Annotated in this window: 8 protein-coding genes; all 8 read left to right on the top strand. The window is 39.9% G+C overall.

What is annotated here, in order from left to right:
• Positions 1–68: 68 nt before the first annotated feature.
• Positions 69–1,001: a sugar kinase gene (locus L659_RS0118810; RefSeq protein WP_024591530.1), complete on the top strand. Its 933-nt coding sequence runs from the start codon at positions 69–71 to the stop codon at positions 999–1,001.
• A 229-nt stretch (positions 1,002–1,230) separates the two neighbouring features.
• Complete coding sequence (gene eda / locus L659_RS0118805; RefSeq protein WP_007585331.1) at positions 1,231–1,848, top strand: bifunctional 4-hydroxy-2-oxoglutarate aldolase/2-dehydro-3-deoxy-phosphogluconate aldolase; 618 nt, start codon at positions 1,231–1,233, stop codon at positions 1,846–1,848.
• 14 nt (positions 1,849–1,862) lie between these two features.
• Positions 1,863–2,945: a class II fructose-bisphosphate aldolase gene (gene fbaA / locus L659_RS0118800; protein ID WP_024591529.1), complete on the top strand. Its 1,083-nt coding sequence runs from the start codon at positions 1,863–1,865 to the stop codon at positions 2,943–2,945.
• Entirely contained in the window at positions 2,942–3,904 is a 963-nt protein-coding gene (locus tag L659_RS0118795) for a class 1 fructose-bisphosphatase (protein WP_010555334.1), read from the top strand. Before fbaA ends, L659_RS0118795 begins: the two co-directional genes overlap by 4 nt.
• Positions 3,905–4,366: 462 nt before the next feature.
• Positions 4,367–7,099 (top strand): poly(beta-D-mannuronate) lyase, encoded by a 2,733-nt coding sequence (locus L659_RS0118790; RefSeq protein ID WP_024591528.1) that lies wholly within the window; start codon positions 4,367–4,369, stop codon positions 7,097–7,099.
• Between the two features lie 325 nt (positions 7,100–7,424).
• Complete coding sequence (locus L659_RS0118785) at positions 7,425–10,463, top strand: TonB-dependent receptor (protein WP_024591527.1); 3,039 nt, start codon at positions 7,425–7,427, stop codon at positions 10,461–10,463.
• 523 nt (positions 10,464–10,986) lie between these two features.
• Positions 10,987–13,950, top strand: a complete 2,964-nt coding sequence (locus L659_RS0118780) for a TonB-dependent receptor (protein ID WP_024591526.1) — start codon at positions 10,987–10,989, stop codon at positions 13,948–13,950.
• A gap of 160 nt (positions 13,951–14,110) precedes the next feature.
• The gene (locus L659_RS0118775) at positions 14,111–15,436 is read left to right on the top strand and encodes an IS4 family transposase (RefSeq protein ID WP_024589914.1); all 1,326 of its coding nucleotides are present in this window, start codon (positions 14,111–14,113) and stop codon (positions 15,434–15,436) included.
• Positions 15,437–15,445: the final 9 nt, after the last annotated feature.

The raw sequence follows: 15,445 nt of genomic DNA, 5'->3' as shown, positions 1-15,445 counted from the left end.
TAATAACTGCTATGCCAACATGTTTTGTATAAGCGCATAGCAGTTAACTACATAGGGTAACTTCCAAGATGAAAAATATTTACTTTATCGGTGAATGCATGGTCGAGCTTAGGGCTATGAGCGCGGCAACACTACACCAATCATTTGCAGGCGATGTTTATAATTCTGCAGTGTATTTAAAGCGTTGCTTCCCACAGGTTACTACTTCGGTTGTTACGGCTTTAGGTCAAGATAATTTAAGTAAAAAAATGCTAGAACGCTTTGAAAGTGAACAAATAAATACACAACTCGTATTTGCTCACGATACCAAAGTACCTGGCATGTATTACATAGAAACCGATGAGCATGGTGAGCGTAGCTTTATTTATTGGCGTAATGATTCTGCAGCTAAAAAGGTTGTTGATTTTTTAGATGCTGATGCACTCGAGCAGCTTAGCCAAGGTGATATGTTTTTCTTTTCAGGAATTTCATTAGCAATAATTGAAGAAAGTGCACGTGAGCATTTTTGGAAAGTTGTAGAGCAGCTCAAAGATGCTGGGGTTAAAATAGTTTTTGATCCTAACTACAGAGCGCGTTTGTGGAATAGTGTAGAGGAAACTAAAGAGCAATATCATTTAGCCTTTACGCTTGCAGATATTACCCTACCTGGCGTTGAAGATTTAACAACACTTTATGACGTTCATAGCGTAGAAGCGGTTGTTGAATATTTAAAACCTTACCAAATTGAAGAAATTGTTGTTAAAAATGGCCCTGAATCGGTAGTGACAAAAGAGGGCAATATTCTTCAAAGCCACACTATAATACCGGTAACAAATGTTGTAGATACGACATCCGCAGGCGATGCTTTTAACGGTGTTTACTTAGGTGCTCGTTTATCTGATAAACCAATTTCGAGTGCTGTACAACTTGCTGCAAAAGCCGCCGGTGCGGTTATACAACAGCCAGGCGCTATTGCTCCAAAAGATATATTTCAGCTAGCAATGGTTGAAGTTGGTACCTGATACCAATTTTATTAAAAACATGATCACCTTAGCGTATTAAATAACTCACTAACTACGTTAAAAATTATTTATATAGAACAACTATGTATCATAATTTTAGCCTTGTTATTGAGCTATTTTCTTGTCGCTATAATAGCTCATTAATTTAATGCAATTGGTATAACAAAATAATTAAACATTAAAGGCCGCCATACCTCGGCCGCATTACTTTTTATAAAGGAACAACGTTATGACTCGCTTTTCTGAACTTATGTCAGGACAAACACTGCTACCTATAATTCAAGCTGATACGCCAGAGCAAGGTGTTCAAATAGCGAAAGCTATGGCTAACGCTGGCCTTACTTTAGTTGAAGTAGTACTAAGAACAGAGGCTTCTTTAGAAGCATTAAAAGCTATTAAGGCACAAGTGCCAGAGCTAAAAGTCGGTGCGGGTACAGTCATAAATACTGACATTTTAGAGCAAGCACTTGAAGCGGGTTCTGACTTTATTGTAACGCCAGCGGTTTCTCCTGCGCTACTTACTGCTCTTGCTAAATGTAATGTGCCGGTACTTCCTGGTGTATCAAACACAGGTGATATTTTAATGGCACTTGAATATGGCTTTGAAGAGCAAAAATTATTCCCGGCTTCGCTTGCCGGAGGAGCACCTTTTGTATCAGCTGTGTCGTCAGTATTTAGAGCAGTCAGCTTTTGCCCTACAGGCGGCGTTAGCGAAAGTAACAAAATGGACTATCTTTCTTTAAATAATGTATTCGCCGTTGGCGGTACTTGGATAGCGAAAAAAGAGTGGGTTGAACAAGAAAATTGGCAAGCAATTACTGATTCTTGTATCCAGGCTTTAAAATAGAAAGGATTTCATAAATGAATTATTTAGCCCCAACAATACTGCCAGGCGTAATCGTTGGCGATGAAGTAAGTGCTGTGTATGAACATGCGCGTACTAATCAATATGCGTTGCCAGCGGTAAATGTTGTTAGTACAACATCTATAAATGCGACGCTAGAAGCTGCTAAAAAGAAAAACTCGCCCGTTATTATTCAGCTTTCTAATGGTGGAGCTCAATTTTTTTGTGGTAAAAGCTTATCTTTACCGGAGCAACAATCAGCAGTGCTTGGGGCGGTAAGTGCTGCAAGATATGTACATTCAGTGGCAGCACATTATGAAGTAGCAGTGATGCTTCATACTGATCACGCAGCTAAAAAGCTACTACCTTGGATTGATGGTTTGCTTGATGAAGGTGAAAGACACTTTGAACTGACTGGCAAACCACTGTTTAGCTCGCATATGATTGATTTGTCAGAAGAGCCTTTAGAAGAAAATATCGAAATTTGTGAACGTTACTTAACGCGTATGGCAAAAATAGGTATGACGCTTGAAATTGAGCTTGGCTGCACGGGCGGCGAAGAAGACGGTGTTGATAACTCACACCTAGACAGCTCTTCTTTATACACTCAGCCTGAAGATGTTGCATTTGCTTACGAACGTTTAAGTCGTATTAGCCCTAACTTTATAATTGCAGCGTCTTTTGGCAATGTTCACGGTGTATATAAGCCGGGTAACGTTGTTCTTACACCAACTATTTTAAAAGATTCACAAGCTTACGTATCAGAAAAATTTAATCTACCAAGCAACTCAATTAACTTTGTGTTTCATGGTGGTAGTGGTTCTGAGTACGATAAAATTGCAGAGTCTTTAACCTATGGTGTAGTTAAAATGAATATTGATACCGATACGCAGTGGGCGTGTTGGACAGGTATTTTAGACTACTACAAAGGTAACCAAGCATACCTACAAGAGCAAATTGGTAACCCTGATGGGGATGATAAGCCAAACAAAAAATATTATGACCCTCGCGTATGGTTGCGTCATTCAGAGCAAAGTATGGTTGCAAGACTAGAGCAATGCTTTGACGATCTAAATTGTGTAAATAGGTATAGCGCATGAAAAGACTAAATACAGTATTAAAAGAAGACGGTGTAGATACCGATCTTATTTTACTTATTCGCACAATTTTAGCGACCAGTAAAGAAATTGCTTTTCGAGTAAGCCAAGGTGAATTAGCCGGTGTTTTAGGTTCAACATTGAATGAAAACATCCAAGGTGAAGTTCAGAAAAAGCTAGATGTAATCGCAAACCAACTACTTAAAGACATCCTACTTGACGACAGCAGCGTACGATCAGTTGCATCAGAGGAAGAAGATCATGCGGTAGGTGGCCACCCTGAAGGTAAGTTTATTGTTGCTTTTGACCCACTAGATGGCTCTTCTAATATTGATGTTAATGGGCAAATAGGCACTATATTTACTATTTACTTAGCCCGTGATGATGTTGCCTTCGACAGCGACGAGCAATTTAGTCAGCCTGGTGTAAATCAAGTATGTGCAGGCTATGTGTTATACGGCCCTTCATCATTACTTGTAATGAGTACTGGCGGTCCAACGCGTTGTTATACATTAGACTCAACGCATGGCGGTTATCTACTGACAAATAAGCAGTTAAGTGTGCCAGAGCAGAGTCGTGAATTTGCCGTTAATATGGCTAACTACCGTTATTGGGACGAACCGACACAAGTGTATTTTGATAAATTGCTTTACACCTGTGAAAGCTTTGAAAAAAGCTCAATGCGTTGGAATGCAGCGATGGTAGGCGACGTTCATCGTATATTATGCCGAGGTGGGTTATTTTTGTATCCGCAAGATAAACGCAGTGGTAACGATAACGGAAAAATAAGACTGCTTTATGAAGCAAACCCGTTAGCGCTTTTAGTTGAAAACGCAGGTGGTAAAGCAACCTCTAGAGGAACGCGTATTTTAGATATTGCGCCAACTAGCTTGCATCAACGTGTGCCTGTTGCTTTGGGCTCAAATGAGCCTGTAGAGTTTTATAATAACGCTATTTTATAAACCAGTACTTAATAAAAAAGGGGCAAAAAATAGCCCCTTTCTTTACCCTTATTTTTCATTCTCTCTGTAAATAATCCTTTTTATACAAACTCACTTCATTTCTTAATTTTTTTATAGTCTTAAAATAAGAATACTTCATATATATTAAATAAATCTGATTTACTTAACCCCATGTAAAACCAATTTTTTACTCTAAGGTTATGTATTTTCGCAGTAATTGTGCATGATTGAATTCAATTTTTGACCTGGGATAACAGTGCAGGGTTAACTTTATGTTTATTTATTGTTATTTAATTAGGTGGGTATAGTGGAAAAAGTTATTTTATTATGGTTATACTACCAAGTTGGTTAACAATTTATTTGCAATTTAAATGAATTTGGTAATAAACGCATGATTTATTTGGTAACACACACAATAGATAACCAAATATTAAAACCATAAATTTGGAGAATAGAGCCACCATGAAATTAAAACATTTTGCGCTATGCGCTATTGCAGCTGCAATAGTTGGTTGTGACACAAACTCAAACAACAATGACAACAACTTGGGCTCTATTGCTCTTAGTGGAACTGTTACAAGCGGACAAACATTAACAGCTGAAGTTAGTGACCCTGATGGTATCTCAGGTGACGTGACTTACTATTGGTATGCAGATGGTGAGGCAATTACAGGTGCAAATAGCGCTTCGTTTAAACTGACTGACGATCAGATAGGGTTACCAATTACAGTTCAAGGGCTTTATACCGATGATGGCGGTATCAATGAATCGCATATTACAGCTCCAACCGCAGATGTTGCCGCAATCGCATTCCCTGCAAGTTTAACTATTACGGGCGACGCTCTAGTTGGTTCGCAACTAACAGCCAATGTAGCTGACGAAAATGGCTTTGATGGCGATACAGTAACTTATAAATGGTTTGCTGATGACATAGAGATTGCAGATGAAGCACTTTTAACGCTCACGTTAACAGACGCACAGTTTGGTACAGTTATAACAGTTAGTGCATCTTTTGAAGATAGCCGTGGGTTTAACGAGTCTGTGACTTCAACGGGTACAGAGGTTGTAGCACGAACAAACTCAGAAGGCGAAGTTACAATTAGTGGCACGCCAACCGTTGGTAATATATTAACAGCAGAAATTAATGATACCGACGGGGCAACAGGAGATATTACTTACCAATGGCTTGCTGACGCACAAAAGATAGATGGCGCAACACAAAGCACCTTTACAGTTGATGCATCACTTTTAGGTCAAAAGATAAGTGTTCAAGTTGCTTACACAGATGATAATGGATTTATCGAGGATAATACATCAGAGGAAACAATTGCTGTTTCTGCTGTTGCGGTTGACGAAGCCGGTAGCGTCGCCATTATGGGCGTAGCGCCTTATTTGACAAGTGGCGAGTTAACCGCTGAGATAACTGATAACAACGGTGTTGAAGAGGCAAACGTTACTTATACTTGGTCTGCTGATGGCGTTGAAGTAGCCGACAGTAATAGTAAAACATTTACACCTTCTGCTTACGCTGGCTCAATAATGTCGGTAAAAGCTACGTATACAGATAACGATGGTTTTGCGAGTGAGGTTACAAACTCACTTGATACATTAGTTTACACACAATTAGTTAGTAACCCTGAAGCACTCCTTGGTGCTTTAAGCGGCGGTTTAGCTGATGGTGATGTTATTGGCTTAAACACCGGTGTTTATGCTGATATGGACGCAGTTTTATTAACCAGTGCAGTAACGCTTCGCGCTGTAGAAGGTCAAACTCCTGTACTTAGCGGTGAAGTATGTGTGCATGTAGCTGCTGGAGTAGATGGCGCTGGATTAACAGGGCTTACCTTTAAGAATATAGATACTAAAGCGGGTGCATTTTGTGAAACCGAAGAAGGTGCTGTTATTTACTCAGAAGGGGATAACTTTACTTTTTCGCAAAACACGATGGATGGAGAAGAAGCTACACTCAATAACTCTGAATACCATTGGCTGATGATAAAAGGTCAAAGTGCGTTGGTTGAGCGAAATACATTCTCTAATCGAAATGTAGCAGAAAAAGGGTCTGTGATAAAAATATCATCATCAAGCTCTGATCACGTTATTCAATATAATTTATTTAGTGACAGTGATAATCCAAACTTTGGTCAATCAAGTTTATATTTAATCAATGCAGGTAGCACAACGGGTAGCGGTGCAGCTGATAACGCAAACTTTACTATTCAGTATAACCGCGTAGAAAACTTTGTAACAGGTCGTCGTTTAATGCGTGTACAAACTTCTGGTGCAACCATCAAAGGCAATACAATCGTGAATCCTAATGGTGGTATTTCACTAGAAGATGGTGGCTTCAACAGTGTTACAGATAACGTTATTATTCGAACTACCGATATTGCAAGCTCTGATGATCGCCCAGCGGGTATATTAATTACACCACTTGGTCACACCGTAAGTAACAACTACATTGCAGGTATTCGTTCTGGTAATAAAGAAGCGGGCGGTATTGTATTTACGGCAAATCCATTTTCGCAAGCTGACGGCGGTGTGCCAAACTCGGGTAACCAAGCTGTACTTGATGCGGCTGGCGACTTTACACTAAATGTAACAAATAATACAGTTTTGAATTCACAGCAACCTATTGTATTTAGTACAGAAATAGGCTCTAAAGCACCAACAAGTGATTGTGATGAGTTAACCGCAGCGAATGCGCCGGTACTATACGGCCTAACCAAAAATGCGTTTGTTATAAACTTTAATGGAAATTTAATTGCAAACGGTTTAGGCGATCAAACAGACGCAGATACAATAAACAGCAGTGCTACAACTCAAGGCCTATTTTACCCAAATACACTTGATAGTGACCATGCTTTTGAATATGACTGTGACTTAATTAATCATGATAGCTCGCTGCTAAGTAACAACTTTGGTTATATGGATAGTCGAGTATCAGGCGATGTAAGCGGTGACTGGGTTGAAATTAGAAAACTAAATGGTAATGGCGCATTCGATACTGATGGTGCAATTGACCAAGACCCAGCAACTAACGGTAAAGAAGTGCTTGAGTACGTTACAGCAGCAAGTACGTTATTAGAAACTGACCCTGCAGGCCTTCAGGCAGAGGCAGGTGCTAAAGGTCTTCATTATATTCAATCATCTGAAGTAGGTGTTGGATCTACATGGAAAATACAAAACGATTAAGTAACCAATTAATCAGTTAACTTTTAAAAGCCCCAAATTTGGGGCTTTTTTATTATTTATTAATAATCACCACACTTTTCTCAACCTACATTACCCATTTATAAACTAGTTTAGAGCGGTTTATATTCTAGTAAAAAACCTGCCTGACCTACTGGTAATGCCGCTAAGTTAAAATTGGTATACCTTATGGTAATGTTAAAACGTCAAATTGGTTGATCATCGTGCTGCCTTTAAGTATATTAACGTCAAAGGTCACATAAAATATACATCAGCATAACAAGCTAACACACTAAAATCACACAACAACAACCAGCGGAGAATTCAAATGTCGTTGAAGTCACGAGATAACAATAATTCTACAACAGGGCAGTTTGCAATGCGCCCAGTTGCAAAATGGGTAAGAACAGCGGTCATCGCAGGTATGGCAAGTTCTTGCGTATTTACAGCAAGCGCACAGGAAGATCAGGGAAAAGCGACAGAAGTTGAAGAAGACGTTGAAATAATTAGTGTTACAGGTACACGTAGAACGATTCAAGACCAAATAGCAATTAAACGTGAAGCAACAACGGTAGTTGATGGCCTGTCATCTGAAGATATTGGTGATTTACCAGCACTGTCTATCGGTGAAGCACTGGAATCAATTACAGGTGCTGCATCTCACCGTGAAAACGGTGGTGCAACAGAAATCACTATTCGTGGTCTTGGTCCATTTTTAAGTGCAACGCATATCAATGGTCGTGAAGCGACTAATGGTAGTGGTGACCGCTCAGTTAACTTTTCGCAGTTTCCGTCTGAACTTGTAAAAAAAGTAGCAATTTATAAAACGCAAGATGCGTCAATGATTGAAGGTGGTGTTGCAGGTGTTATTGCACTTGAAACTATAACTCCACTTGATTTTGGCAAGCAACGTGTATCAGCTGAAGTTAAACTAAATTACAACCCAGACGAAGGTAATGTAGATAACTCGCTGCAAAGTGACGCGGGTTACCGTGGCACGTTTAGTTATGTTGACCAGTTTGAATTTGATAACGGCCAAGCCGTTGGTGTGTCTTTTGGTGTGCAGCGCCAAGAAATTAGTCAACCAGAAGCAGAATACAGAAGCTCTAGCCCATCAGGTTCTTCATTGTGGGCGTGTTTAAACGATCCGACTAATACCAATGAAGGTTTTTATCGTAGTAGTGCAGGCGACTGTGAAGACCAAGTTAGTGGCGACAAATTAAAAAACCAAGGCTACCAAACCAAAATTGATCCTGAAACGGGTAAAGCCGAAAGCGATGGTACTCCGTATGCTTGGACTGGCAGTAGCCGAAGCTTTCGTCAAAACGAGACATCTGATGAACGTGATGCAGTATTTTTTGCACTGCAATACCAACCGTCAGCTGATTGGGATGTTAACTTTGATGCACAAATTTCAGATAGAACACAACAAGAAGCACGTCACGATTTAATCTTTTTACAAAAACGTGCTACACCAGGTGTAACTGGTCCAACACTTGTAACTAACGATGTAGGCGGTATTTTACATTGGGAAGGTGAAGAGCGCATTGAATCAGCGGGTGAGCAATTTTCTCGTGAAGAAAACTATCAAGGTTATGGCATAAATATAGAACATACAGTTACCGATAGATTAACTGTTGATTTAGATATAGCGTACTCAAAAACAGAACGCGAAGAACTTCAAATATCTAACCGTGGTAGAACCTCAAGCCAAACTTTCTTTTCTTGGGATATGGGCGATGAAATCCCTCATTTCACATTAACAGACTTTGACGTAACAGATATTTCAAACTTTACAGATAGCCTAAGAACACGACTTGACCGTGAAAATGTTCGTGAAAACGAAGTTATCTCAGCGCGACTAGATTTTGACTATACCTTAGATGGCAATGTTTTCACCAGTATTCAAGGTGGTATTAGAACATCTGAAATGACCTTCCTACAGTATGGTGGTAGCCAAGGTAACGGTTCAAGAAACGAATTTACACTAGACTCTGGTACTGAAGCGCTTGACGTATTACAAGGTTGTCAAATCGATTTCCCAGAATCAGGCTTTTTATCGAGTGTATCTGATGGCGATATCGTAACAAATGTTGATAGTGACGGTAACGTTGTAGATAGCGGTACAGGTTCATCATGGGCTACATACGACAACGTATGTTTCTCACAAGCTGTAGCTGGTTCTAACGCTGATGGTGTGTTTGCTTACCCAGAAGTTGAATATGAAAATGCAGGTACAATTGATGTAACAGAAAAAACAACATCAGTGTACTTAATGGCGAATTACGATACTGAAATGTTTGGTAAATTCATTCGCGGTAACTTTGGTCTTCGTATTGTAGACACAGAAGTAACTTCGATTGGCTTTAGAAATAGCTTTGACGTAGTAACAAGCGACACAGGTGTACTTTCTCTGGTTGAATCTGATAATGGTTCATTGGATAAAATAAAAAGCGGTGGTGACTACACGAAGTATTTACCAAGTTTTAACCTAGTTATTGACTACAGTGAAGATATTTTATTCCGTGCAGGTATATACCGTGGTATGTCACGCGCAGATCCATCTGATTTAGGTTACAGCCGTACATTCCAAGAAGATACAGAAGGTACAGCAACATCAATTAGCGATTTATTAGTGGGTGTAAATGGTTCTGGTAACCCGGACACTCAACCGCTTATGTCGTGGAACTACGATGCTGCGTTTGAATGGTACCCTAACGAAGATTCAATCTTAGCGTTAAGCTTATACTACAAACAGTTCAACGGTGGTTTTCAACAACAAACAGTAATTGAAGATTTTACTGTTGCCGGTGAAACTGTTTCATTACCAATTACTAACTCTGTTACATCAGATGAAGACAGTGAAATATTAGGTCTTGAAGCCTCATTTTCTTACCGCTGGGATAACGGCATCGGTATGAAATTTGGTTACAACTATGCAGACACTGATTTTGAGTTCCAAGATAGCTTATACGGCGATACGTTTGAGACTGACGTAGATGGTAATACTACACAGTTAACTGACGGTATTATTGAGTCGGCTTCAGTACCTGGTTTCTCAAAGCATGTATTTAGCAGTCAGCTGTACTACCAAATTGGTGGATTTGATACTGCTGTTATTTACAAATATCGTAGTGAGTATTTCCAACCATATACTACAAATGGTACTCGACTTCGTTATGTTGATGGCGTAGGTGTGTGGGAAATGCGCGCATCATACAAAATTGATGAGCACTTTAGAGTTAAAGCAGAAGCAATTAACTTGTTCAGTGCACCTAAATCACAAGACTTCTTTGTTGAAGGTAACTTAGGTGAAGTGAATGACTACGGCCCACGTTTATTCTTAGGTTTGAGCTACAAGCTATAATAATAGTTAAACATTAAATCACATTAAAAAGGCGGTTTTACCGCCTTTTTTGATCCTCAAATTCTTCAATTTTATATTTTCGATAACATCAACAAACAGTACTTAAAAACTCACTCCTAAATTACGCTACTTGACTAAAAACAATTAAATTGGTTAACCAATAATGCTGTTTATTCAGCACGCCCAACATCATCGGTTTCTCCTGCCTAAATTATTTCATTTTTAAAACGATAACTATTCTAACCTTTGTTATTGACAGCCCTATTTCTAATAGAATTTAAAAACCATAAATAACATCAACTTAAAATGTAAGTTTTGCTTTTAACTTGAAATTTAGTTAGGTTTTTCTATTTTGGTAATAACATATTGCATAATATTTGATCTAAATTCATTACCAAAAGGTTGACCTTTGTAGGTGTGGGTGTAAATATAAAGTTAAGGGTTTGTAATAATTAAGGGCTTTTAATAAAAACAATAAAGTAGCTGGTTAAACATAGCATTTCACACACACAGGAAAAAAACTATGAGTCACAAGTTATCTAAAATTACACTGGCAGTTATATCGGCAACCGCACTTGGTATGTCTTTGTCTACACAGGCGCAAGAAGCTCCAAAAAAAGCTGCAGACGATCTTGAGGTTATTGAGGTTTCAGGCATTCGACAATCGCTTACAAATGCGCTTGCACAAAAGCGTTCAGCAGATAGCCTTGTTGAGATTATTGAGGCTGTCGATATTGGTAAGCTACCAGATCAAAACCTCGCAGAAGTACTTGAAAACGTAACAGGGATTCAAATTACTCGTGAAGCAGGGGTAGGTACGGGCGTTCAAATTCGTGGTACCAATGCTAATCGTACTGAAGTGAACGGCGTATCAACAGTTGGCTCAGGGTCTGGACGAAGTGGTATTAGTTTTGAAGATGTATCAGCTGCAATCATCTCCGGTGTAGAAGTAATTAAATCACCTGAAGCAAAAACAATCGAAGGCTCTGTGGGCGCAACAATAAACCTTAAAACAATTCGCCCGTTACAGTTAAATGAAACTCTAGGCTCAATTAGAGTTCAAGGTGAAGATAGTAGCTTATCAACAGATGGTGTTACTCCTAGGGTATCGGGTGCTTGGGGTGATAACTGGGAGCTTGATTCGGGCGGTAAGTTTGGTGTTGTATTTAGTGGTAGTTACAGTGAGCAAGATGTAACCGCATTTCGTCCTCGTGCTGATAGAGATAATTCGGTAGCCGCTGATAGTGGTGCTGCAAGTGCACAGTCGTTTGATTTTCTACCAGTACAATTTTTAATTCAAGATTACGATAATTACGAATACGAGACAAAAAACTTCGCAGGTACATTTGAATATGCACCAAACGATAATATGAAATTCTTTTTTGATGCAGTTGTTAACGATCAAGAGCGCCGCCAAGAAAGCTCAAGAGTACAAGCATCTGGCCTAAGTGATCTTAGAAATGTATCAATACCGAGTGAATTTGAAACAGTTAATTTTGGTTCACTGGACGGACAAAACCTAGGCAGCATACAAGCGGCCGTAAGAGGCGTAATTCCGGTTGAAGACGGTGGTGGCGATCCTAACTTGCGTTTTTCTAGCGATACTAATTCACGCATCACAAAAAGCAAAATATTTAGAATAGGGGGTGAATGGCAAGGCGATAGATTATTTGCAAGTGTTGAAGCCTCAACCTCTCGTTCTGATTCAACTACACCAAGCTTTAATACAACGCTTAATTTTATAAATCCAAATGTTGCTACTAATTCGTCAAATGAAAACGGGACTCCTTTTGAGTATGATCTTACAGGTGATGCACTTACGTTTGGGATTGCAACGGGGGAGGCAAACGCGCCAACAATGGCTCAATTACTCGACCCTGCAAATGTTGTTCTACGTGACGTAAACCAAGGGCAAGATGAGTCAGAAAATACAGAAGATGCGTTTCGTACAGATTTTACATATTACTTAGATGATGTAATAACGTCAGTCGATTTTGGTTACCGCTACAGTAAAACGAGTAGTGTGTCGGATCAAGTTCGCTCTAACGTTGGTTTAAGAAATATGGCTGATAGCCCAACGGGTGATTTATTTGCACAATTATTAACAGCGGGCCCAGATAACTTTAACGATGGTGATGGGCGAGCACTCTATATTCGTGATTTCTTACTTATAAACCCAGAGCTTGCATCTTCTGATCCACAAGCCGTATTAGCAGCGCTTAACCAAGCGATTGAAGCTAATAATGCAATAACGGGTTCTGATCGCGGTCCAATAAGTTCACCAACGTCTCAAGTAAATGCATTTTTTGATATTGAAGAAGAAACACATGCCTTATACGCACAAGCAAATTTTGAGTACGGCATGTTTCGCGGTAACTTTGGCCTACGTTATTTAGAGACTGAAGTTACATCGCTAGGTAACTCTGTTACTCAAGATGGAAGTGGCAACGAACTGGTTACTCAGCTAACGTCTAAAGGTGATTACGATTTCTTTTTACCTCGATTCAATTTAGCCGCGAATGTAAGTGAAGATGTGATTGTTCGTTTAGGTTGGTCAAAAGATATTAGACGCCCAGATTTTGATGACCTATCTACATCTGTTACGTTTGGCACCAGCCCTAATAGTGCCGTTTCAATTGGTAATTCAGGCTTAGCACCAGAAGAAGTAACCTCTTTCGATATATCCACAGATTGGTATTTTGCACCCGCTGCTTTGTTAAGTGTGGGGTACTTTCATAAAACACGTAGCGATTTGCACGTTACACAGCAAGTTGACCCATTTGAAGACCCAAGCACAGGCTTTCGCGATACAAATGGTCCAGAGTGTGAAGGCGGCGGCATATTTAATCCAATTGCAGATATAAACGTGTTCGGCCCAGATGCTGGCGTAGGGTTATGTGTTCCTACGCAAACTACTATTAATGATTCTGGTGAAACAACACAGCAAGGTATTGAGCTTGCAGCTCAATACGACTTATCAAGTTTTGAAAAAGAGCTAGGTTGGGCATCAGGTTTTGGTGTGGTTGCTAACTATACCTATCAAGAATTTTCTGGTGGTGAATCATTTGACACTGCAACGAGTCGTGCAAATGCTGTTTTTGCATTAACAACCGGTAACCCGGATGCAGACATAAGTGCTAAGCAATCACTAATTGATCTGTCAGAAAACGCATATAACATTACATTTTATTATGAGAAATACGGTCTATCTGCTCGAGCGCGTTACACGTGGCGCGAAGGGTACCGTTCAACTGACTTTGGCAGCACCTCAAGCTTCCCATGGGGTTTCCCTGTTGTTCAAGAAGACAGAGGGCAGCTTAATGCCAGCATAAGTTATGATGTGAACGATCAGCTAAATATTGGTATTGAAGCCGTTAACTTAACTGAATCAGAAGTTAGCCAGTCTTGTGTTAACGAAGGTGCTTTACTTTGTTTCCAAGGTATTACAGACCGCCGTATTACATTTGGCGCTAGCTATAGATTTTAAAAGTTATAGTTAAATCGAGTCTATAAGTGTGTGTATTTAAAGACGTTAAAAGCAAGCCATCTGGCTTAATGCCGATCAGTTAAGAAATATTTAACGATCCATTGACCGATCTTCTGGTTAGTTTATAAAGGCTTCTGAATTTATTCAGGAGCCTTTTATTTTGCAACTCACTACCGCACTTTCTCTAGCCAATAGCTACGCACCCAATTCAGAAGGCTTAGGTCAACTGAGTGATTTTTTATGCCCTGAGTTTATCAAACAATGCGCAGAAACCGCAGGTGTCGCGACGATAAGGAAAAGAAGGCTTCCTGTTGAGATGGCCGTTTGGACAGTCATTTGTATGTCGTTTTATCGTGAAGACCCACTGTGGAGTATTGTCAGTAAATTAGGGCTCGCTTTACCAGGTAAAAAAGAACTCGTTGCGCCCAGCGCGGTTGTACAGGCTAGGCAGCGGCTTGGGGCTGATGCCGTTAAACAGGTTTTTGAGCAAAGTCAGCAAATGTGGAATGCTGATGCGAACCATCCCACATGGTGCGGGCTATCACTACTGGGTGTTGATGGTGTCATTTGGCGCACACCGGATACTGCTGAAAATCAACATGCATTCTCCATGTGGAAAAATCAGTATGGTGACACGGCCTTCCCTCAGGTTCGCATGGTGTGTTTGATGGAGTTAACTAGTCATTTATTAATGGGGAGCGCCTTTGATAGTTGTCGTACTAGTGAAATGGTGTTGGCTGAAGACTTAATCGAGGCAACACCCGATAACTCACTGACGTTATTTGATAGAGGCTTCTATTCTCTAGGCTTACTCAATCGTTGGCATCATGCTGGGGTAAATAGGCATTGGCTTCAACCGATGAGAAAAGGCACGCAATATGAAATTGTTCGCTCTCTAGGTCGTCAAGACAAACTCATCAAGCTAAAAGCAACAGCACAAGCGAGAAAAAAGTTCGACGATTTACCAGAGAGCATTGAAGTTAGGCTAGTCACAAAAACGGTTAAGGGGAAAGAGGTGAATATACTCACTTCATTAACAGACCCAATGCGTTTCCCTAAGGCTGAAATTGTTGACCTCTATAGTGATCGGTGGGAAATTGAACTTGGTTATCGAGAAATGAAACAAACCTTACTGAATAGTCACTTTACGCTACGCAGCAAGAAACCTGAGATGATAGCGCAAGAATTATGGGGCGTAATGTTGAGCTATAACTTGCTCCGATACCAGATGGTGAAAATGGCGCAGAAAAAATCTGGGATATATGCAAAACACCTGAGTTTTACGACGTGTGCTATTAGTATTATTAACCTTATTCATACAATGTTTATAGAAAATGCAGGACGGATACCTAAATCAATAGAGCAATTACAAGCTCAAGTTGAATATCACATATTGCCGATAAAACGGGAGCGGGCGTATCCGAGGTGTGTGAAACCAAAACCCAGTAAATACCCCAATAAAAAAAGCCAGTCAGCTGTTAACTGACTGGCATTA

The organism is Pseudoalteromonas sp. S8-8 (genome assembly GCF_000497875.1).
GTDB classification, from domain to species: domain Bacteria; phylum Pseudomonadota; class Gammaproteobacteria; order Enterobacterales; family Alteromonadaceae; genus Pseudoalteromonas; species Pseudoalteromonas arctica.
Note: the sequence above shows the minus strand (reverse complement) of the source record. Positions and strands in the feature narration are given on the sequence as shown.